Here is a 17,416-nt window from a genome sequence, read left to right on the forward strand (position 1 = left end):
GCCGAGGTCGAGCTGCCGACCGCGGCGGCGGCGATGCATTTCGAGGTCGAACTCGACGACGGCTCGATCACACTGCTCAATCCCGACCAGGCGTGGGAACTGCAGTCGTTCTACACCGGCAACGTCCAGGTGCGGGCAGTGTTGTCGGGCGCGGCCAAGGTCTCGCCCGTGGTGTTCCCGGTGATCCTGGCGATCGAGGGTGAGCTGCAGACGACAGGCACCTATGTGACGCGCGCCTTCGACATGGGAACACTCGTCGACATCCTGGCCTACCTTAAGACCAAGATCCCGACCGGAGCGACGATCGCGCTGCACGTTGACGCCGCCAACGATGTTTGGACCCCGGTTCCGCAGGTGACGCAGACCCCGCTTCAGGACGCGGGCTGGGTCGAGCGGAAGTACAGTCTCGCCGGCTTCACCGCGAACCCTGTCGGGCGGCTTCGGATTACGTCGAACGGCACGCCGGCGGCGCGGCCGATGGCCTACGACTTCCGGGCGATCTCTGCGCCTTGACTGCCTCGCGCCGCGCACCGGCGCCGCCTGCGGCTCCGGCGGGGCGGCGAACGATCGCCGGCCCGCGGTCGCGGGCTTAACCTTCAAACTGGGACCGCCAAATGGCCGTTGAAAACACCACGCCGAACCGGAACTACCAGCTTCCGGACGGCAGCAACAACCTCGTGGACGACGTTCTGCGGCTGATCGCGGCGCTCTCAGCGATCGACCTCGACATTGCCGGCCTGCTCGTCTCGGTCGCGCAGCGCGCGCTGCTGGTCCACAGCCACGTCATCGCCGACACGACCGGCCTGCAGGCCGCGCTCGACAGCAAGCAGGACGGCTCGGAAAAGGGCAACGCGAACGGCTATGCCAGCCTCGACGCGACCGGGAAGGTGCCGGCTGCGCAACTACCTTCGACGCTCTTCGGCTCGCTCAATTATCAGGGCGACTGGAACGCCAACACCAACACCCCGACCATCCCGGCGGCCGCAGCCGGGAACAAGGGCTGGTACTACATGGTGTCCGTGGCCGGCGCGACGAGCGTCGGCGGGATCACCGACTGGAAGGTCGGCGATTGGGTCGTCTCGGACGGCACCAAATGGGTGAAAATCGACAACACCGACGCCGTGGCGTCGGTGGCCGGCCTTTCCGGCGCGATCAGCGCTGCCAGCCTGAAAACGGCCTTGGCGATTGCCGTCGCCGACATCACGGACGCCTCGGCGAACGGCCGCTCGCTGATCTCAGCCGCCGACTATGCTGCGATGCGGACCTTGCTTGGGCTTGTGGCCGCCGCAACGGCCGCGACCGCGAACACTCTCGCGCAACGCGATGCCTCGGGCGACATCACAACTCGCCTGTTCCGCTCGACCTATGCCAATGGTGCCGATGCAGTGACGGGCTTTTTTGGGCGCATCTCTTCGGACGGAACCGGCGACAACTACGCCCGCCCGCAATCCATTGCACAGACAAAAGCCATTCTCGGCATCGGGACCATGGCGAGCCGATCGCTGACGATCTCGACGTCCGCGCCAAGCGGTGGCGTTGATGGCGACGTTTGGTTTCAGGTGTAGGTATGGCCGCGTTTGCGAGGGACGCCGGTATCTGGAAGCCAATCGCCCCCAAATGGACCAGGCGTGCCGGTGTTTGGCAGAAGGTGAGAAAGGGCTTCGCAGATGTCGCCGGCATCTGGAAGCCTGTGTGGAGTTCCGACATCGCGGTTGCCTACCACGGCGCGGGTGATCCGGGTTTCACCTTCTCCGGCGTTCCGCTGCCCGAGGTCGGTCAGCAACGGGTCATGGTCGTTGCTTGGGGACAATTCAACGGCGGCAGCTTCTCTTCCGGCAATGTCATGGGGGTGGCGCTTACCCCGCTTGTTGAGTTGGGGAGCGGGCAGAGCCGCGCAGGCATAGCTGCCGCAGTGGTCAATACCGGCTCGTCTGGAACGGCATCGGTCAGCCTTACCGCTGGCGCATCAGGTGGCCCTGATCTCGGAGTGTTCAGTCTGTTGGGCGCTGACATTACGCCTCTCACAACGGCCAGTGACGCCACGTCCCCGATCAATATATCCCTCGATGTTGCCGATGGCGGCGTGATTATAGGCTGCGCAATGGGCCGAGGAACTCTCACCGCTGGCAATGGGTGGGCATGGTCCGAGCTTGTCGAGGATTTCGAGCGAGATACGCTCAGCAACGACTATGTGACCGGAGCACACAAAGCCTACGCTTCCGCAGCAACCGGAGTGGCGATCACCGCAACGGCATCTGGCTCCGTCGCGGACAGCGCCGGCGTCGCTGTTTCGTTCAAGCCTCAGCCTTGAGGCATCTAGTCCGAACCGTCTTCGGGATACGTCTGTGGCAGGAAAGCAAACCCTATAAAACCCGCCAGAAGGATCAGAGCGATCACGATTGCTAAGATCAGGATTGCTGTGCCAGCCATTTCCCCACCCCTTCCCCGAGAGAAACCATGCAATTTCTAGTTCTACTTATCGATGGCACTCGTTTGGTCAAGGGGCATCCCGGTTGGCGGATTGGGGACACGCCGGAGACGGCTCGGCTCTTGACCGACGACGAACTTGTCGCTGCAGGCTTCGGACTGAAGCTCGTGGATCAGCCGCCGACGTTCGATCCGGCCAAGCAAACGCGGCAGCTCGCGCCGATCGAAGAGTGGGAAGTCACGGATAGCACGGCGACCGTGGGATACGTCGTCGCTGATCTGCCGTTTTCCGCCGTTCGCGACCTTAAGCTTGCCGCCTTGGCCGACAAGCGCTGGCAGGTCGAGACAGGCGGGATCGTGGTCGGGGGGGCGCCGGTTCGCACCGACGCCAACAGCCAAGCCAAGATCACTGGGGCGGTAGCCTTGTTCCAGAACGACCCCGGACTCGACACGATCGATTGGGAGGCGCAGCCTGGTGTTTGGGTAACGCTGGATGCGGCCAGCATCACAGCGATAGGCATCGCCGTCGGGCGCCATGTACAGGCGTGCTTCAGTCGAGCGAGGACGCTTTCGGAAGAGATTATGGCTGCGGCGAATCTTGCGGCGCTCGACGGGATCGATATCGACGCAGGCTGGCCGTCTTAGACCAGACTGGAGGCCTCTGTCTTCGCTGCCCGCCTTCGCGGGCTTTTTTGTTTCAACCCACAGGAGAGACTGTCATGACCGACCCCGTCTTCGGGATCACAATCCGCCGCGACGCCAACGAGGCGGCCGTGCCGTCGAATGCGCTGATGAGCGTCGTTGGCATCTGCATGCCCTTCGCCAAGGCGCCGACGGCTCTGCAGGCGGCTTTCGACGCGGCATTCCCGGCCGGTGTCGCCGTCCGCCTGAATTCGAACGACACGACCAAGCTCGCGCTCTGCGATCCCGATTCGCTGTTCGTCGACGCCGTGGAAGGCATCAATGCGCAGCTCGGCCCCTACCAGGTCGCCGCCCAGCTCGTGGTCAACCGCGTCGCCGAGGGCGCCGACATCGCCGCCACCATCGCCAACATCGTCGGCTCGTCGGTCGCCGGCACCGGCATCAACGCTTTCGTCAATGCCGGCGCCGATCTCGGCGTCTATCCGCGCCTCATCCTGGTGCCGGGATACACGACGCAGCAGTTCGGCGCGCTGACCGGCCTGACGCTGACGACACAAGGGTCCAACATGACCGTCGCTCCGGCCGTCGAGTTCACCGGCGGCGGCGCCGATCCGAACAAGGTGCTGCCGACCGCGCATGCCGTCATGGGCATCGGCCCCGACGCCCAGAAGGTGGCTTCGCTCGTCATCGACACGCCCGGAGCGTACCTGTCCCCGCCGCTCAACGTCTCCTTCAGCGGCGGCGGCGTCGACGCCGGCAAGGTGCTGCCGACCTCGACGGCAGAAGTCGAGGAACTCGCCAACGCCGTCTGCGCGGCGCTGCCCGAGGTGCTGAACAAGATCCTCGCCGTGGCGATCGTCGATGGGCCGAACGGCCTTGCCGCCTTCACACAGTGGCGCGAGACGCTGTCGTCCGACCGTCTGATCCCGGTGACGCCCGGCATCAAGCGCCTCGACGCGTCCGGCGATGTCGTAACCCGCCCCGCCGCGCCTCGTGTCGCCGGCGTCGCCGTGCGCCGCGACTATGAGAATGACGGCCGGCCATTCCGCTCCTGGGCCAACCAGGCGCTTTACGGCATCGTCGGGCCGGAGCAAAACTACCGCTTCTCGCTCACCGACGGCTCGACGGAAGGACAGGAAATCCTGGCCGCCCAAGGCGGCATCATCGCGCGCGGCGACAGCGGCGACGACTTCGCCATCGCCGATGGCGGCTTCGTCTATATCGGCACCGACAATCTGTCGGACCAGACGATCTGGCAGCAATATCACAAGGTGCGCGGCCGCGACTTCATCGAGCTGACCTGCCTGCGCACGCTGCGCCAGTTCCTGGGCAAGTTCAACCTGACCACGCAGACGATCCAGTCGGTGGTCAACACCGTGCACGACATCCTCGCCAAGGCCGAGGCGAACGGCGACATCCTCGGCTTCAAGTGCCGCTTCGATCCGGAATTGAACAACGCGCAGGATCTGCGCTCCGGCCATATCTATATCGACGCGCAATTCGAGGAAGCGCCGGTGTTCCGCCGCCTGACCATGACCAGCCGTCCCTATGCACCGGCCCTGCAGGCGACGATCGACGAGCTTTTGGCTCGCCAAAATCTCGTTTCTTGATCTGCCTCACGCCGCGCACCGGCGGCTTTGCCGCCTGCGGCTCCGGCGGGGCGCGGCACGAGCCGCGACGCCCAGTCGGGCTTGCGGGCTTCGCCCGTACACTCTGAAACCTCTCAAAAGGAACGCCAGTCATGGCCGAGAAACTGCTGCTGCTCGAACAGGTCAACCTCTTCGTCGGCGACCAAGACCCGGAAGATTCGAACCACATCAAGCTCCAGTCGCTCGGGCTCCCGACGCTGGAGCAGGTGACCGTTGCCCATCTCGGCGGCGGCGCGCCCGGCGAGGTCGAGTTCGGCATGAACGCCATCAAGGCGCTGCAGCCGACCTTCAAGCTCGCCGGCTTCGCCAAGTCGAGCTATCGCGCCATGGGCGTCGGCACCAACCAGCCGCTGAACTTCACCGGCTACGGCGTCTTGAAGAACAAGCAGACCGGCGACGCCTTCCAGGCGAAGACGGTCATCCGCGGCATCGTCAGCCGCATCGCGCCCGACGCCTTCGACCGCGCCTCGGCTTTCGGCCATGATCACCAGATCGGCGAGGTGACGCACTACGAGCTCTCGGTCGACAACGAGGAATGGTTCTACTGGGACTATTTCACCACCCGCCGCCGCCAGTTCGGCGTCGATGAACTGGGCAAGGCCCGCGTGCTGCTCGGGATCGAATAATGGTCGACAAGAACGCGATCGAGCAATTCATGACCGGGATCGACGAAGCTGCGCCCGTCGCAATCGGTGCGGGCGCGCACGACGAGGCACAGGTGGAGACCGAACTCGCGGACGCTGACTACCGGTCCCTGACATTGCGGCTCCCGATCACGCTCAATGGTGAACGCCTCATGCGCATCCGGATGCGGCCGCCGTTTCTCGAAGACATCGACGACTGGTCGAATGCCGAGATCAGCAACCGCGATCTGCTCGCCCGGCTCTGCGGCCTGCCGGCGGCGGCGCTCAAGAAGCTCGTCTGGAATGACGCGGAGGCCTTGATGGAAATCTTCCATCAGCTCGTGCCGGAGTTCGTCTTTGCAGCTGCGAAGGATGACGCCTGATGGCCAGGATGTCGGCGGAGCTGATCGTCAGCCTGCTCGACCGCGTGTCGGGCCCGGCTGCAAAGGCGCGGACCAGCCTGACCGCGCTGCAGCGCGCCGAACGCGATGTCTACCTGGCGCGCAACAACACGCGCCTGACCCGCACGCAGGTGGCCGAGGAGCGGCTTCTGGCTGTGCAGGATGCCGAACGGCAGAAGCGGCTTGCGCAATGGGCCACCTTCGGCAAGGCAGCCGGTGTCGCGACCGCCGCTGCCGGTTATGTCGCGATCCGTACGGCGCGCGACTATGCGCAGCTTGAGCGCACGATCGGGCGCATCGTCATCAATGCCGACAAGCCGGCGACCAGTATCAAGCCGACGATCGCCGTGCTGCAGGAGCTTGCGGACAAGTCGAAGCTGCCGTTCGACAATGTGGTGCAGGGCCTCGAAACGCTGATCGCCTCCGGCAGGTCGCTCGAGGAGGGGCTGGCCTTCCTGCCGTCGGTCGCCCGCACGGCGCAGGCCTCAGGCTCCGAAATGTCGGACATCGCTCTCACTGCGGACGCGCTCGCCAATTCGCTCGGCATCACCGCCGACAGGATGCAACAAGCCTTCGACATCCTCGCTTTCGAGGGCAAGGCCGGCAAGTTCGAGTTGAAGGACATGGCGGCGGAGCTGCCGGCGATCGCGCCTGCCTTCGCGGCGCTCGGCTACAAGGGCACCGAGGGCCTGAAGCGCCTGGCCGCCATGCTGGAGATCGTGCGCAACCAGACCGGATCTTCGGCCGAGGCCGCGACCAATTTCTCGAATATCTTGCAGAAGGCCTATGGCAACGAGGTGGCCAAGAACTTCAAGAAGTATCATATCGACATCCGCAAGGAACTCGACCGCACCAGAAAGGAGGGCGGCGACGTCATCCAGACGCTGGTCGAGCAGACGCAGAAGGCGCTCAAGGGCGACCTGTCGAAGCTGCCGCTGATCTTCACCGACATCCAGATGCAGCAGGGCATGCGCGCGCTGCTGACGCAGATGCCGGAGCTGCAGAAGCACCTCGACGCGCTCGGCAGCTCGGCCGGCACCGTGGCAAAGGATTTCGCCCAGATCACCGGCGATGCCGAAGGCAACTGGCAGCAGCTGATCAACAACATTCAGGAAACGGGGAGGGCGCTTGGCGACCTCTCCGGCAGGGCACTCAACCCGGTCCTCGAAAAGGTCAACAGCCGTCTGTCCGACATGATGGCCGTCGACAAGGGCTATGAGACGCTGCGGGCAAGCGGCCGCGATCCGCTGGCCTATATGGGCGAGTTCAAGGATCGCTACAACAAGCAGCATCCCGAGCTTGGGTTCTTCGATCGCTTCACCGGCGCGCCGGCCGAGAAGGCGTTCCGCGATGCGCTGGCGCAGCTCGGCCGCGGCGAGATCAAGAGTGTCTTCGATGCGCTGCAGACGAAGATCCTCGAAGATCGCCAGACGCGCGAGCCGAACACCGGCATGCCGGCCTCGAGCACGCCGATCCCCACGCCACGTCCGAGGAACTGGGCAGAGATGACCCCTGCCGAGCGGCAATTCCAGGTGTACGCCGAAGGGCGTCATGCGGCTGCCAGGGGTGGCCAGGCCTATGTGCCGCCGGCACCAGGTCTCCCGGGCATCGGCCCGAACGTCGCCGGCTTCGACGCCGATGAATTCGAGCGCCGGCTGCAGTCCGGCGGCGCGGATGCCGGCGCCAAGATCGCCGAAGGCGGCACGCAGGCGGGCCAGAACGCCGCGCAAACGTTCAGCTCCGGCGTCGCCGGGGCCGGGTCGGCCTTCGGCAAGAGCGCGGCCGCGGCCTTCATCGCCGGCGTCAGCGGCTTCCTGTCTTCGGCCAGGGCCGATCTGATGCGGCCGGTCGGCTCGCTCGGTGGCAGGACGACCGGCCAGCAGGTGCAGGCCGATACACGCGGGCAGGCGATCGATTTTGGGGGACCGCGCTGATGCTGATGAAGATCGGTCTGGTCGAGTGCGATCTCTCCTTCAACATCGACACGCATGGCCGGGAGACGACGCACGACTATGCGGAAAAGCCGGTGGTCGGCGCGAGGCCGCCCCTCGAGGATGTGGGCGTCGGGTCGGAAACGCTCACCGTCTCCGGCCGCCTGATCCCGTCGAAGCTTGGCGGTTTGGGCACGTTGAACATCCTGCGCAACGCGCAGCTCGCCGGCACGCCGCAGCTGGTCACACGTGGCGACGGCAGCGTGTTCGGCTTCTATGTCGTCCAGTCGATCAGCGACGAGCACGCATTCCTCGATCGCGACGGGGTCGGCCAGATCGTCGATATCACAGTCAAGATGCAGAAATCGGCGGCGCCGGCGGCGAGCGATTTCTTCGCAACGCTGTTTTCGCTGCTCGGCTAAAGGCGCGCGAAAACGATTACTTTCCTTGGAACCGAACCGCTGTCGAGAGCGTAGTAGACCAAATGAGGGAAGGGACCTTATGGGCGGCGGCACGATTCTGGTCGTTGAGGACGAACCTCTCATCCTCTTGGAAATTGAAACCGCATTGGAGGAAGCTGGCTTTGCCGTGTCGGGCTTGACCAGTGCCGAAGCTGCATTGAGCGCGTTCGATGCGGCGCCTGAGACGATCAAAGCCCTCATTACCGACATTCGTCTGGGTCCGGGGAAATCAGGTTGGGATTTGGCTCGCGAAATCCGTGCGGTAAATGCTGCCATGCCGGTAATCTACATCAGCGGCGACAGCGCCGTTCATTGGCCTTCCGAAGGCGTCCCCAACAGCGTAATGATTGCGAAGCCGTTCTTCATGCCGCAGATCACGACCGCACTGGCCACCCTGCTCAACGATCAGCCGCCCGGCGAAAACACTTAGCCGCTCGGACACGATTCTGGATTGGAGCCCATGACCGAGACCGTCACCGTCAGGGCGGAAGGCACGACGCTGTCCACTCTTCTTGCAAGGCACTATCGCAAGGTCTTCTCGGGCATGGTGGCGAAGACCTTCGCCCTTAACCAGGATCTTGCCAGGTCCGGTCCGCAGCTTCCCGTGGGTTTAGTCGTGACCGTGATGACACAGGCGGAAATGGCGGCTGAAGGCGCGGCCCCCAGGCCAGTGATCGATCTCTTCGAATGACAGCGGGCAAAAGCCCGCAAGCCCGACCGGGCGTCGCGGCCTATGCCGCGCCCCGCCGGAGCGCCTGCGGCGCGTGAGGCAAAATGAGAAAAGGTCATTTCCGCGTCGTGGTCGGTGGGCAGGATGTCACCTCCCGTTTCGTGCCGCTGCTGATCTCGCTGTCCATCACCAAGAGCGGCACCGAGGCGACGCATTCGGCGACGTTCACGCTCGACGATAAAGATGCGACGGTCCGGTTTCCCAAGACGGGCACGCCTGTCTCGATCGAGCTCGGCTGGGAAGGCGGCGCGATGCGCCGCTTTGAGGGCGAGGTCGACACCTGCGACTGGTCTCTTGATCGCGGCTCCGGCAGCGTTCTGACGGTCACTGCGCGCTCGGCCAGCCTCAAAGGCAAGGTCAAGCAGCCGACCGACCGCCATTGGGAAAGGACAACGCTCGGACGGGTCCTCGAGGACGCTGCCGGCGACGCCGGTCTGTCGATCAAGGTGCATTCCTCGCTTGCCGGCCGGCAGCTGGAATATGAAGCGCAGGACAATGAAAGCTTCTTCGCCTTCGCCGACCGGCTTGCGCGCGAGCACGGCGCGACGTTTGCCATCAAGGGATCGCAGGCTGGCTTCGTGCCTCGTAACCAGGGCGTTTCGGCGACAGGCCAGCCGCTGCCGACCATCGTCATCACCCGCGGCATGGTGATTTCGGCAAGCGGCCTGACGCCGGCGACCGACCGGCCGCGCTTCAAGAAGAAGAAAGGCCGCTGGTACGACTTGCATAGAGCCAGGCAGGTGATCGAAGAGGTCGAAACCGGCGACGACGTCGAGCCGGAGGACGTGCTGCGCTTCATGCAGCCGGACGCGACTGCAGCGCAGACGCGCGCCGATTCCGATCGTATCGACGGCGCGCGGCAGAAGGGCGCCGGTTCGATCACGATCGAGGGCGAGCCGACGGCCGAGCCGGAAGGCACTGCCATCATCCAGCTGCGCGCCGGCGTCGACGGCAGCTACACAATCGCCTCGATCACCGATACGCTCGACCGCGGCAGCGGCTACACCACGCAGATCTCGTTAGGCAACCCGCAAGGTTCGGCCGGAACGGACAGCCGTTAGGCCGAGAGCAACTTCACCATCGTCAGCCGCCTACGCACCAACCGTCGTGCTGAGTCTTGAAATGCCTCGCGCTCGGCTTCGAGCACGAAATCCAGGGTCATCATATCGAGCAGGAACTCGTCGACCGCCTCGGCCAGGCCCTGCGACTTATCTTTGAGTTGAGCGAGAAGCGCACGCGCCTCTCCCACCGCGTTGGCGCCGCCGGCGTCGATCAGCGCCTCAAGCTTCCTGAAACAATCCAATCCTGAAATCCCCCTTGCCGCCGGCCTCAATCCCCGGCCGGCAGGAAGGTTCCCAAGCGAAAGGAAAAATCATGACCGCATCTCGCGAGCAGGAATCGCTCGCCCGCGTGCTCGCGCATGAGGGCGGCTACAGCAATCACCCGGCCGACCCGGGTGGCGCCACGATGAAGGGTGTGACCCAAAGGATCTTTGACGCCTACCGCAGCAGCAAGGGGCTGGCGCCTCGGTCCGTGAAGAGCATCACCAGCCAGGAACTCTTCGAGATCTACGATCGCCAATACTGGGACGCCGTGAAGGGTGACCGGCTGCCCGCCGGGGTCGACTATGTCGTCTTCGATGGCGCTGTGAACTCCGGTCCGAAGCAGTCGATCATCTGGCTGCAGCGCGCGCTCGGGCCTCTTTACAAGGGCCGGCTCGACGGGGTCATGGGGCTCGGCACGATCGCGGCCGTCCAGGCCTGCAACGACCGCGATGCCCTGATCGACCGGATCTGCGATCAGCGCCTGACCTTCCTGCAGCACCTGAAGACGTGGCCGGTGTTCGGTCGCGGTTGGTCTTGTCGCGTCGCGGAGGTCCGCTCGATCGGCCAGTCCTGGGCAACCGGCCTCACGCCGCGGACGGCGAGCTTCGTCGACGGCGGCCAGGCGAAAGGCTTTATCGAGGATGCCAAGGCTGCCTCATCGACCGCACCGGCCGATGCGGCAACCGGTGCCGGTGCCGGCGGGCTTGGCCTCTCCGGCTATCTGTACGATCTCCAGAACCAGCTTTCGCCGTTCTCCTACACCAGCGATTGGATCGGCAAGGTCGTCGTCATCTTGGCCGTCGCTAGCGCGCTGCTCGCAATCGGCGGTCTCGCCTGGCGCTGGTATGCGAACCGCAAGGCGAAGCGCCTCGCCGCGGCTCTCGGGGCGAAGGCGACGTAATGGAAAACCTCGCCTCGGTCTTTGCCGTGATCCTCGATCGCGCCCTGCGCTTAGGCGGAGCCGCAACCCTGGCTGTTATCGCCGGCTTCCTGATCTGGTTGCTGTTATGAGCGTTCTCATCAGCCTGCTTGTCGGCCGCCTCGGCACCTCGCGCCTGTTTGCGGGCGCTATCGCCTGGGCGGCCAGTGCGGCGCTCGTCTCCGGCGCCGCTTTCACCGTCTACGAACTGATCAAGCACCGCGGCGCCGAAGAGGTCCGCGCCAAGATCGAAAAGGATAATCAAGATGCGATCACAAAGGGCATTGATGCTCGCATGTCTTTTGACGACTGCATCGACACTGGCGGCGTGTACGACTTCCGCCGTCAGCGGTGCGCCGGCGCTGCGCTCGGCCATTGGTAGCAGCCTCGCCGGCGCGCAGGGCAAGACGATCACCGATCAGAATAAGATCGACAAGACGATGGCGCCAGGCTGCGCGATCGGCCTTTACACGCCGGCGGAATGCGACCGCCACACCAAGGCCAGCGCCGAGCGTCGAGCTGAACTGGGGAGGGGCGAATGAGTGACTTCAATGCGAACCTTGCCTTCTTGATCGCCGTCGTCAGCGCGGTGGCTGGCCTATGGTGGCGCATCGAGGCGTCTATCAAATCGGCTCGGGACGAGGTCAAAAAGGATGCGCGCGACGCACATGCCAGGGCAGACATGGCGATCGGCTCGGTATCGCTGCTTGCCGAGCAGCTTGCCGCGCACAAGCTGCACGTTGCCGAGACCTACATCACCAAGGCCGGCCTACGCGAATTCCGCGACGAGGTGATGACTGGTGTCCGCGACTTGAAGGGTAGCGTCTCGACGCTGCACGAGCGGATAGACCGTTTCATCGAGGGCGATAAGATCGGCCGAGTGCGCTCGTCGGCAGACTGACGGACCCTACAGTGACATCACGTTTTTTTGGTGCAGGTAGGTCGTGTAAAAGTCTCCTGCACGGACCAGCCCTTTCCAGTCGAGCGCTTTGAGCCTCGAGCCCGAGGTGGATATGAGGCCATCGCGGCGAAGTTCTTGAAGCACTCGGTTGACGTGAACGGTGGATAGCCCCACTGCGTCGCCCAGCACTGCCTGGCTTACTGGAAATTCCGCCACGTGGTCCTGAATTTGGCCGACTGCATGGAGACGGACGATGAGCTCACACAGGAGGTGAGCCATGCGAACATAGGCGTCCCGCCTTCCGACATTGGTGACCCACTCTCTATATATCGCTGCGTCGATCAGCGTTGAGCGCCAAAACAAGTTGGCGATGGAGGGGTGTTTGGCACAGATCGCGCGCAGCGCATCGTGGCGCATGAACCCCACTCTGGCGGGCGTGAGTGGTGCGAAGGTGCAATCCATAACCGAAAGATGAATTCCGTGGAGGTCCGGGATGTCTCCCGGAACAAAGATTGACGTGATCTGTCGCTTTCCCTCGCCGGTGATCTTCGCAGATGCCACCAGGCCGTCCAGAACAGCGAAGGAATGAGAGGGTCGGTCGCCCTCGCGCACGATATCCTCTCCTGTCCGGTAGTCGCGCTCCTGAACCGCGATACTCTCCAGAATCGCAATGTCGGCTTGAGTAAGGTCAGAGATGATCTGGAGCTTACGGATAATCAGGTCAGAGGAAGAACCCGGCAACACTGAGCTGATCGACATAAGCCCGAACCTCTATCGGGCCCCAATGTTCCCGTGCGGTGAGGATGGCTCTTTGACCCCCAGGTTGATTGCGCCTCAAGCCCCTAGCCATGGCCGAGTCCGACCGCTTGGAATGATTTTTGCTCATGACGAAGGAACACCTTTTAGGATCGCAGGTTGGGAGCCCGGCGGCACAGCTATGCTCCCCTCTGCTTCCAAAGTGCCGTCGTGTCGAAGGCCCGCCTGCAGGCGTGTCGGGCGGGCCCGCTTGGCAGGAGGAGAAAGCCATGGCTTCAGCAAGACTGGCGAAAGGCGCGTTCACACCTGTCGATGTTGAATTTCTTTGCCAGATTCTCGAACGCGGCTCAGTCGCAAAGGAAACTGCAGCGGAGCGAGAGCGCCGCGCTTTGCGGATCATTGCCAGCTATATGGCCGGCGTCACCGATGAAGGACAGCTGATTGAGCTTTCTCGCAAGCCGTTGGGACGATAGCAGTGAGTTATTTGCGGGCGGCCAAGCCGTTCGGGAAAGCCGAGGGGGCCCCGTCTGTCCAAGTCCTCCGACCCGTCCGGCAGCCCGGCATCCGGGAGGTACGTTTGGCGGACTACCAGTCGACGGATCGATTGGGCGATCCGATCCTTCAGGCGTCCTGCACAAGCGGTTCGTGTGCGGGCCTTTGATGCCAGATGACTTGGCGCAAGTCGCGCATAGCATCGGCTTGGCGCCACATGGTGGCACAGATGGAAATGATCGACCTCGCTCGCAAGCTCGCCCCGCGCCCGATTTCCGACAATCGGCGAGGCTAGATCACGGCCGTAGCTTTCTGGCCTCGCGCTCCACGGCTTTGCGGCTGTTGCCGTGCTGGCGGATCAATTCCCTGACTGCTCCAGGCGAAATCCGGTGCCGCTTGGCGAAGTATTCAATCTCGTACTCTTGATCCGCTGATACCCGGTCGCGATCGCCGCCGCGCTTGCTCTTGTCGTCTGCCATAGCGCATACCTCCTGAACTCGACCAACCGGATCACAAAGAAAATGTTCCGGGGCCGCGGAACACCTTGCATTCAACGAGGTTTGGGGCGCGGCGGCGCACCTCCCTCCCGATCCCCGTGCAGAGCCGCCAGCGGAGCCTCCCCTTCTCCGCAGGCCCGCTCCAATGGCATCAGGGGCGGGCCGTTCTTTCGCAGGGCGCTCGCGGAAGGCTGCCGGCGGGATCCGGTCAGGTCCGCTCGATGGAGCATTGGCCGGTACCTGTGCTACTGTGCAGCGATGGAACAGAAGACCATTGATCGGGCGATTGTCCTGCTCAAGCAGTATCGGGACATCCTTGTGGCGAGTTACGTGCCGATAGGCGCCGAGGGCGTTCCTGAACCAAAAACGCCTGAGCAAGCCGCGGATCCGTTGGAAATCGCCGCACTGGAAGATCTTGCGGCGCTTGATGCGGTGATCAAAGACATGTTGGCTTAGGTTCTGGAACACGACTATCATGGGCGGCGACGGACAACCACGCGGCAGCACAGATCGCTCAAGTCGGCTTGTCAACGAGTGGCGTCTTTCGCGTCGGCGGCTTGTAGGGCGTGACCAGCCTAACCGTGTCGGCATTCAAGGTGACGGGAATGCCCAGGTCGATTGTCACCTTGTCCTCATCCACCCGGGTGACGTCACCTCGCAGCCGATTTCCTGACCCTGTTTCACCTTCGCTGTTCGGTCGACGATGGAATGAGGCTGCCCGTATGACGGGATCGATACGCTGACCCGGTCTTCTGTGACTCGACGGCCCACTTTCGCGGTGATGGCGACCTCGTCGCCTATCTTCAAGCCCTTGGCCATACGCCTACAACTCTGACGCGGCAAATAGGTTCTCAAGCCTTCTCTAATGGAACCTACCGACGGACATTGGGTGCGGTCTCGCGGTGCGCGTTGCCAGGCGAGGCGCCGTTTGGGGGTATGTGGTGGCGTTCCCCGGAGCCCGTTCGGCCCTTCAGGCTGGCGGGCTTCTGGCCGTTTCGCGGATTGCCGAGGAGAAGCCAAGACGGGACTGCTGAATCCTGCTATGATCAGTCTGCAATGCCCCGCCGCGAAACCCCGTTGGAAATGGCGCAGCGCCACGTTCGAGAGGGCGCGGAACGCATAGCGCACCAGCGAGCGTTGATCGCCAGAATGGAAGTGCGTGGCCAATCCATAGGCGAAGCCGAACACCGGTTGCGGGAGTTTCAGGCGGCTCAACGCCAACACACCGACCACCTAAGGCGTCTCCGCGATAGCTAGCCGCCGGTTATGGAACCTTCGCCCGGATCCGGATCCACGGCCAGAGGAGACCTGAGGGCCGAGAGCAAGAAAGAGCACGACGAGCGCATCCAGGCGATGAAGGTTTTCGAGTGCGGTTCTCATGCGCGAACCGGTATGCTCGAGGCGCAGGCGCGCGAGCTCATCGACCTGATCGGCAACGACTCGAGCTCTCCACTTCGAGAGGCGCGTCTCCTAGCGAGAGAGATAGACGCGGGACAGCCAGGTGCTGTTCCTTCGCGGTGAGCACACGCTGCGCCATGCGACCTGCAGGACTTCGAGGAAGGAAGCTGACAGATAGCTTCTTCGTCAAACGGTTGTTGATGGAACTTTTTAACCGTCAACCGGTTCGAGCTTCACGGCGAGTGTTCTGGCGGCTGTTATGGCTGGGCCGCCCAAGCCACGCCGGGCGGGGAAAACGCCTCCCCCCGGAGCCCGTTTGACTTCCCAGGGCCGAGCGGGCTCTCCTATTCTCGAAAACATCGTCATTTGGTCCAACTAGGTCGCATCGGCCGGAGGGAACAATTCCATCAACCATCTCGTTGGGTGTCGCGGCGTGTGTCCCCGGCCAAGGTTCACCGCGCCGCGTGGGGGCATTTCCCCCGGAGCCCGTTCGGCCCCCCTCAGGCGAGCGGGCTCTTGTTTGCCGGGATGAGTGCCGGAACGGCCCGCGCGTGATGGCGTTAGGATCAATGGCGCTTACAGATGACATCCGCATGGTGCGCGGGCATGTTAGCCTGGGTAGACGGCACCTCGCTGAGCAGCGGGAGCGCATAGCCGAATTGGAACGGCTCGAACTGCCCATCGCCAAGGCGCTCGAATTCCTCGAACTTCTCGAAAGCATGCAGGAGCTTCACGAACTACACTTGTCGCGCTTGCTAGAGAGGGCGGCGTGGCACATAGCTTAGATACGGGCGCCCGGCCTGCCGAAGGGGTCGAGGAGACCTTGGGCGCACAGGCCGGGCTCTTACCCCGATGCCAACCGCGGCGGGGCAGAGATGCTTTATGCGCCACCGTTCAGTGGTAGGCATCCACGTTTTTAGTGGTAGCGAATGAAAAGCCCGCCGCGGCTAATTAGCGTAAGCGACGGGCTTTTTTAGGTTGCCACTGAGACGGCTACATTCCTGCCTTTGGTTAATGACTGAGGCTTAAATCCGTTCCACACTGGGACGTTCTGTGAGATAATGGCAGATGCCTTCCCGAGGGCGGCGCTCATGTCGTTGTCGCGTTGGAGTGGCGTCTACGGGCCCGCTGATCTGGACATGCACCAGCGGGTGTTTAACCGGTTGTGCGACGAGCGACGACTAGCCAAGAAGGATCGCGAACAGCGGGAATATTTGGCTAGGGAAATCCTCCAAGCTTTTGATGACGGCATCACCGACGAAGCTGACCTGCCACGAGTGCTTTCTAAGCGACGGAGAGCGTAGCGCGCCTGCGGCCTCGGATCATTCGCGTGGGAAAAAGTCAACGTTGGCTATGGCTGAACGCTTGTCTAGCTCGGCGGCTTTCTCGGCTAAGCCTCAGGTCGGCCCCAATTGGAACGGCTACACGCCCCAGAGAAGGTCCGACAAAAAGAGCCCTCACACCGGCAGGCTCTTTCAATGTGGTCGCAACGCTTTATGAAGAGCTTTCCAATGAACAGACACCGTTGAAACGATGTCGGGACTGCGAGCCTCGTCCAGGTCACCGCACTGTGCACTAATGCCTTCGGCCACGGTCACCTCGGGCTCACGCTCGCACCGATCACTGCCGGCTAGTCGGCAAGGTCCTTTCACGGAAAGCATCGCACGCCTTTGGCTCGTCCCGGTTCTAAACCCGACTGGGTAGTCGAAATCGCTAACCAGGCAACCGCCTGTTCGGTCGCGACAGGCGGTTTCTCTTGCGCACGCGAAACGACGTTCTTGAGGCTCCATGCAAAGGCTACCTGGTTTTGCGAGCTGCGGCGCCCGCCCGCGCCGGCGCCTCCTGGATGTTGGCGGCGCCGCCCATGTCACCATTCTTGGTGCGGCCGGCCCCCGGCCCTGCTCCAATATCGGCGCCCGTCATCGGATCGGAAGCCGGGTCCGAGAGTGTCCGCTCCGCCATATTGGCCGCGACCTTCTTGTCCTTGGCATTTAGCTTGACAGTCGCCATCCCGTCGCCGCCGTCGGCGGGCATCACCTCTTCGAGATTGTCGATGCGGTCCCATTCGCCTCCCGAGTTCCAGGGTCCCGTGGCGTCTCCTTCGCCCTGCGAGGTGTTGACGTACATGCTGGCATATTTCTCGATGCCCGGGAGTTTGCCCGTCGGGAAGTTGTTCTCTATCGCGTACAGCGCTTTCTCGAAGGACTTCTGGTGGGCGACTTCGCGCGTCATCAGAAAGCCGAGGGCATCCTTGATGCCGGGAT

Annotated in this window: 21 protein-coding genes and 1 pseudogene; 17 read left to right on the top strand and 5 right to left on the bottom strand. The window is 63.3% G+C overall.

Annotated elements, in window-relative coordinates; all coding sequences use genetic code 11:
- The 12 genes and pseudogenes from EOA79_RS12690 to EOA79_RS12745 form a co-directional block, all read left to right on the top strand.
- Positions 1 to 513: pseudogene (locus tag EOA79_RS12690) on the top strand (DUF4815 domain-containing protein); the annotation flags it as partial.
- 101 nt (positions 514 to 614) lie between these two features.
- Positions 615 to 1,565 (top strand): hypothetical protein, encoded by a 951-nt coding sequence (locus EOA79_RS12695; protein WP_127335099.1) that lies wholly within the window; start codon positions 615 to 617, stop codon positions 1,563 to 1,565.
- Between the two features lie 2 nt (positions 1,566 to 1,567).
- Complete coding sequence (locus EOA79_RS12700; protein ID WP_127335098.1) at positions 1,568 to 2,311, top strand: hypothetical protein; 744 nt, start codon at positions 1,568 to 1,570, stop codon at positions 2,309 to 2,311.
- 239 nt (positions 2,312 to 2,550) lie between these two features.
- On the top strand, positions 2,551 to 3,072 hold the full coding sequence (locus tag EOA79_RS12705; RefSeq protein WP_164748235.1) for a DUF4376 domain-containing protein: 522 nt from the start codon (positions 2,551 to 2,553) through the stop codon (positions 3,070 to 3,072).
- 74 nt (positions 3,073 to 3,146) lie between these two features.
- Positions 3,147 to 4,679, top strand: coding sequence for a phage tail protein (locus EOA79_RS12710; protein ID WP_127335096.1), 1,533 nt, complete (start codon positions 3,147 to 3,149; stop codon positions 4,677 to 4,679).
- Between the two features lie 131 nt (positions 4,680 to 4,810).
- Complete coding sequence (locus EOA79_RS12715) at positions 4,811 to 5,344, top strand: phage major tail tube protein (RefSeq protein ID WP_127335095.1); 534 nt, start codon at positions 4,811 to 4,813, stop codon at positions 5,342 to 5,344.
- Entirely contained in the window at positions 5,344 to 5,724 is a 381-nt protein-coding gene (locus tag EOA79_RS12720) for a phage tail assembly protein (protein WP_127335094.1), read from the top strand. The genes EOA79_RS12715 and EOA79_RS12720 overlap by 1 nt, the downstream gene beginning before the upstream one ends.
- Positions 5,724 to 7,676: a phage tail tape measure protein gene (locus tag EOA79_RS12725; protein WP_127335093.1), complete on the top strand. Its 1,953-nt coding sequence runs from the start codon at positions 5,724 to 5,726 to the stop codon at positions 7,674 to 7,676. The genes EOA79_RS12720 and EOA79_RS12725 overlap by 1 nt, the downstream gene beginning before the upstream one ends.
- Positions 7,676 to 8,095 carry a phage tail protein gene (locus EOA79_RS12730; protein WP_127217003.1) on the top strand — a complete coding sequence of 140 codons (420 nt, stop codon included), beginning with the start codon at positions 7,676 to 7,678 and terminating at the stop codon, positions 8,093 to 8,095. The genes EOA79_RS12725 and EOA79_RS12730 overlap by 1 nt, the downstream gene beginning before the upstream one ends.
- Positions 8,096 to 8,174: 79 nt before the next feature.
- Positions 8,175 to 8,564 (top strand): response regulator, encoded by a 390-nt coding sequence (locus EOA79_RS12735; protein WP_095800211.1) that lies wholly within the window; start codon positions 8,175 to 8,177, stop codon positions 8,562 to 8,564.
- Between the two features lie 30 nt (positions 8,565 to 8,594).
- Positions 8,595 to 8,825, top strand: a complete 231-nt coding sequence (locus EOA79_RS12740) for a tail protein X (protein ID WP_127217002.1) — start codon at positions 8,595 to 8,597, stop codon at positions 8,823 to 8,825.
- A gap of 83 nt (positions 8,826 to 8,908) precedes the next feature.
- Positions 8,909 to 9,925, top strand: coding sequence for a contractile injection system protein, VgrG/Pvc8 family (locus EOA79_RS12745; RefSeq protein WP_127335092.1), 1,017 nt, complete (start codon positions 8,909 to 8,911; stop codon positions 9,923 to 9,925).
- Here EOA79_RS12745 and EOA79_RS12750 read toward each other — a convergent pair.
- Positions 9,922 to 10,197, bottom strand: a complete 276-nt coding sequence (locus EOA79_RS12750) for a hypothetical protein (protein ID WP_245457362.1) — start codon at positions 10,195 to 10,197, stop codon at positions 9,922 to 9,924. The genes EOA79_RS12745 and EOA79_RS12750 overlap by 4 nt on opposite strands.
- 41 nt (positions 10,198 to 10,238) lie before the next feature.
- On the opposite strand from EOA79_RS12750, the gene EOA79_RS12755 reads away from it, so the two are divergent.
- The 3 genes from EOA79_RS12755 to EOA79_RS12765 all read left to right on the top strand — a co-directional run bounded on the left by EOA79_RS12755 (position 10,239) and on the right by EOA79_RS12765 (position 12,009).
- Positions 10,239 to 11,090, top strand: a complete 852-nt coding sequence (locus EOA79_RS12755; RefSeq protein ID WP_127217546.1) for a glycoside hydrolase family 108 protein — start codon at positions 10,239 to 10,241, stop codon at positions 11,088 to 11,090.
- A gap of 106 nt (positions 11,091 to 11,196) precedes the next feature.
- On the top strand, positions 11,197 to 11,490 hold the full coding sequence (locus EOA79_RS12760) for a hypothetical protein (protein WP_127404070.1): 294 nt from the start codon (positions 11,197 to 11,199) through the stop codon (positions 11,488 to 11,490).
- Between the two features lie 156 nt (positions 11,491 to 11,646).
- Positions 11,647 to 12,009: a hypothetical protein gene (locus EOA79_RS12765; RefSeq protein WP_127214814.1), complete on the top strand. Its 363-nt coding sequence runs from the start codon at positions 11,647 to 11,649 to the stop codon at positions 12,007 to 12,009.
- A gap of 6 nt (positions 12,010 to 12,015) precedes the next feature.
- Here EOA79_RS12765 and EOA79_RS12770 read toward each other — a convergent pair whose 3' ends face one another.
- The gene (locus tag EOA79_RS12770) at positions 12,016 to 12,768 is read right to left on the bottom strand and encodes a Crp/Fnr family transcriptional regulator (protein ID WP_245456940.1); all 753 of its coding nucleotides are present in this window, start codon (positions 12,766 to 12,768) and stop codon (positions 12,016 to 12,018) included.
- Positions 12,769 to 13,034: 266 nt separating this feature from the next.
- Here EOA79_RS12770 and EOA79_RS12775 point away from each other — a divergent pair, with 266 nt between their 5' ends.
- Positions 13,035 to 13,238: a hypothetical protein gene (locus tag EOA79_RS12775; RefSeq protein ID WP_245456938.1), complete on the top strand. Its 204-nt coding sequence runs from the start codon at positions 13,035 to 13,037 to the stop codon at positions 13,236 to 13,238.
- A 315-nt stretch (positions 13,239 to 13,553) separates the two neighbouring features.
- Here the strand turns inward: EOA79_RS12775 and EOA79_RS12780 are convergent, their stop codons facing one another.
- Positions 13,554 to 13,736 (bottom strand): DUF3606 domain-containing protein, encoded by a 183-nt coding sequence (locus EOA79_RS12780; protein WP_127214812.1) that lies wholly within the window; start codon positions 13,734 to 13,736, stop codon positions 13,554 to 13,556.
- A 276-nt stretch (positions 13,737 to 14,012) separates the two neighbouring features.
- Here EOA79_RS12780 and EOA79_RS12785 point away from each other — a divergent pair, with 276 nt between their 5' ends.
- A complete protein-coding gene (locus tag EOA79_RS12785; protein WP_127214810.1) occupies positions 14,013 to 14,210 on the top strand; it encodes a hypothetical protein in 198 nt (65 codons plus the stop codon).
- Positions 14,211 to 15,718: 1,508 nt separating this feature from the next.
- Here EOA79_RS12785 and EOA79_RS32755 read toward each other — a convergent pair.
- Positions 15,719 to 15,886: a hypothetical protein gene (locus tag EOA79_RS32755; RefSeq protein ID WP_164748491.1), complete on the bottom strand. Its 168-nt coding sequence runs from the start codon at positions 15,884 to 15,886 to the stop codon at positions 15,719 to 15,721.
- A gap of 1,063 nt (positions 15,887 to 16,949) precedes the next feature.
- Positions 16,950 to 17,416: manganese catalase family protein (locus tag EOA79_RS12810; protein ID WP_206639242.1), on the bottom strand; the 467-nt coding region annotated here is incomplete at its 5' end.

The sequence above is a fragment of the Mesorhizobium sp. M1A.F.Ca.IN.020.03.2.1 genome (assembly GCF_004023205.1).
In the GTDB taxonomy this organism is placed as follows: domain Bacteria; phylum Pseudomonadota; class Alphaproteobacteria; order Rhizobiales; family Rhizobiaceae; genus Mesorhizobium.

Bases quoted from the DNA above. Each gene is read 5' to 3' on its own strand.
- EOA79_RS12735 (WP_095800211.1), top strand. From the start codon at position 8,175: ATGGGCGGCGGCACGATTCTGGTCGTTGAGGACGAACCTCTCATCCTC.
- EOA79_RS12760 (WP_127404070.1), top strand. From the start codon at position 11,197: ATGAGCGTTCTCATCAGCCTGCTTGTCGGCCGCCTCGGCACCTCGCGC.
- EOA79_RS12745 (WP_127335092.1), top strand. From the start codon at position 8,909: ATGAGAAAAGGTCATTTCCGCGTCGTGGTCGGTGGGCAGGATGTCACC.
- EOA79_RS12710 (WP_127335096.1), top strand. From the start codon at position 3,147: ATGACCGACCCCGTCTTCGGGATCACAATCCGCCGCGACGCCAACGAG.
- EOA79_RS12780 (WP_127214812.1), bottom strand. From the start codon at position 13,736: ATGGCAGACGACAAGAGCAAGCGCGGCGGCGATCGCGACCGGGTATCA.
- EOA79_RS12695 (WP_127335099.1), top strand. From the start codon at position 615: ATGGCCGTTGAAAACACCACGCCGAACCGGAACTACCAGCTTCCGGAC.
- EOA79_RS12755 (WP_127217546.1), top strand. From the start codon at position 10,239: ATGACCGCATCTCGCGAGCAGGAATCGCTCGCCCGCGTGCTCGCGCAT.
- EOA79_RS12740 (WP_127217002.1), top strand. From the start codon at position 8,595: ATGACCGAGACCGTCACCGTCAGGGCGGAAGGCACGACGCTGTCCACT.
- EOA79_RS12785 (WP_127214810.1), top strand. From the start codon at position 14,013: ATGGAACAGAAGACCATTGATCGGGCGATTGTCCTGCTCAAGCAGTAT.
- EOA79_RS12775 (WP_245456938.1), top strand. From the start codon at position 13,035: ATGGCTTCAGCAAGACTGGCGAAAGGCGCGTTCACACCTGTCGATGTT.
- EOA79_RS12720 (WP_127335094.1), top strand. From the start codon at position 5,344: ATGGTCGACAAGAACGCGATCGAGCAATTCATGACCGGGATCGACGAA.
- EOA79_RS12770 (WP_245456940.1), bottom strand. From the start codon at position 12,768: ATGTCGATCAGCTCAGTGTTGCCGGGTTCTTCCTCTGACCTGATTATC.
- EOA79_RS12700 (WP_127335098.1), top strand. From the start codon at position 1,568: ATGGCCGCGTTTGCGAGGGACGCCGGTATCTGGAAGCCAATCGCCCCC.
- EOA79_RS12765 (WP_127214814.1), top strand. From the start codon at position 11,647: ATGAGTGACTTCAATGCGAACCTTGCCTTCTTGATCGCCGTCGTCAGC.
- EOA79_RS12725 (WP_127335093.1), top strand. From the start codon at position 5,724: ATGGCCAGGATGTCGGCGGAGCTGATCGTCAGCCTGCTCGACCGCGTG.
- EOA79_RS12730 (WP_127217003.1), top strand. From the start codon at position 7,676: ATGCTGATGAAGATCGGTCTGGTCGAGTGCGATCTCTCCTTCAACATC.
- EOA79_RS12715 (WP_127335095.1), top strand. From the start codon at position 4,811: ATGGCCGAGAAACTGCTGCTGCTCGAACAGGTCAACCTCTTCGTCGGC.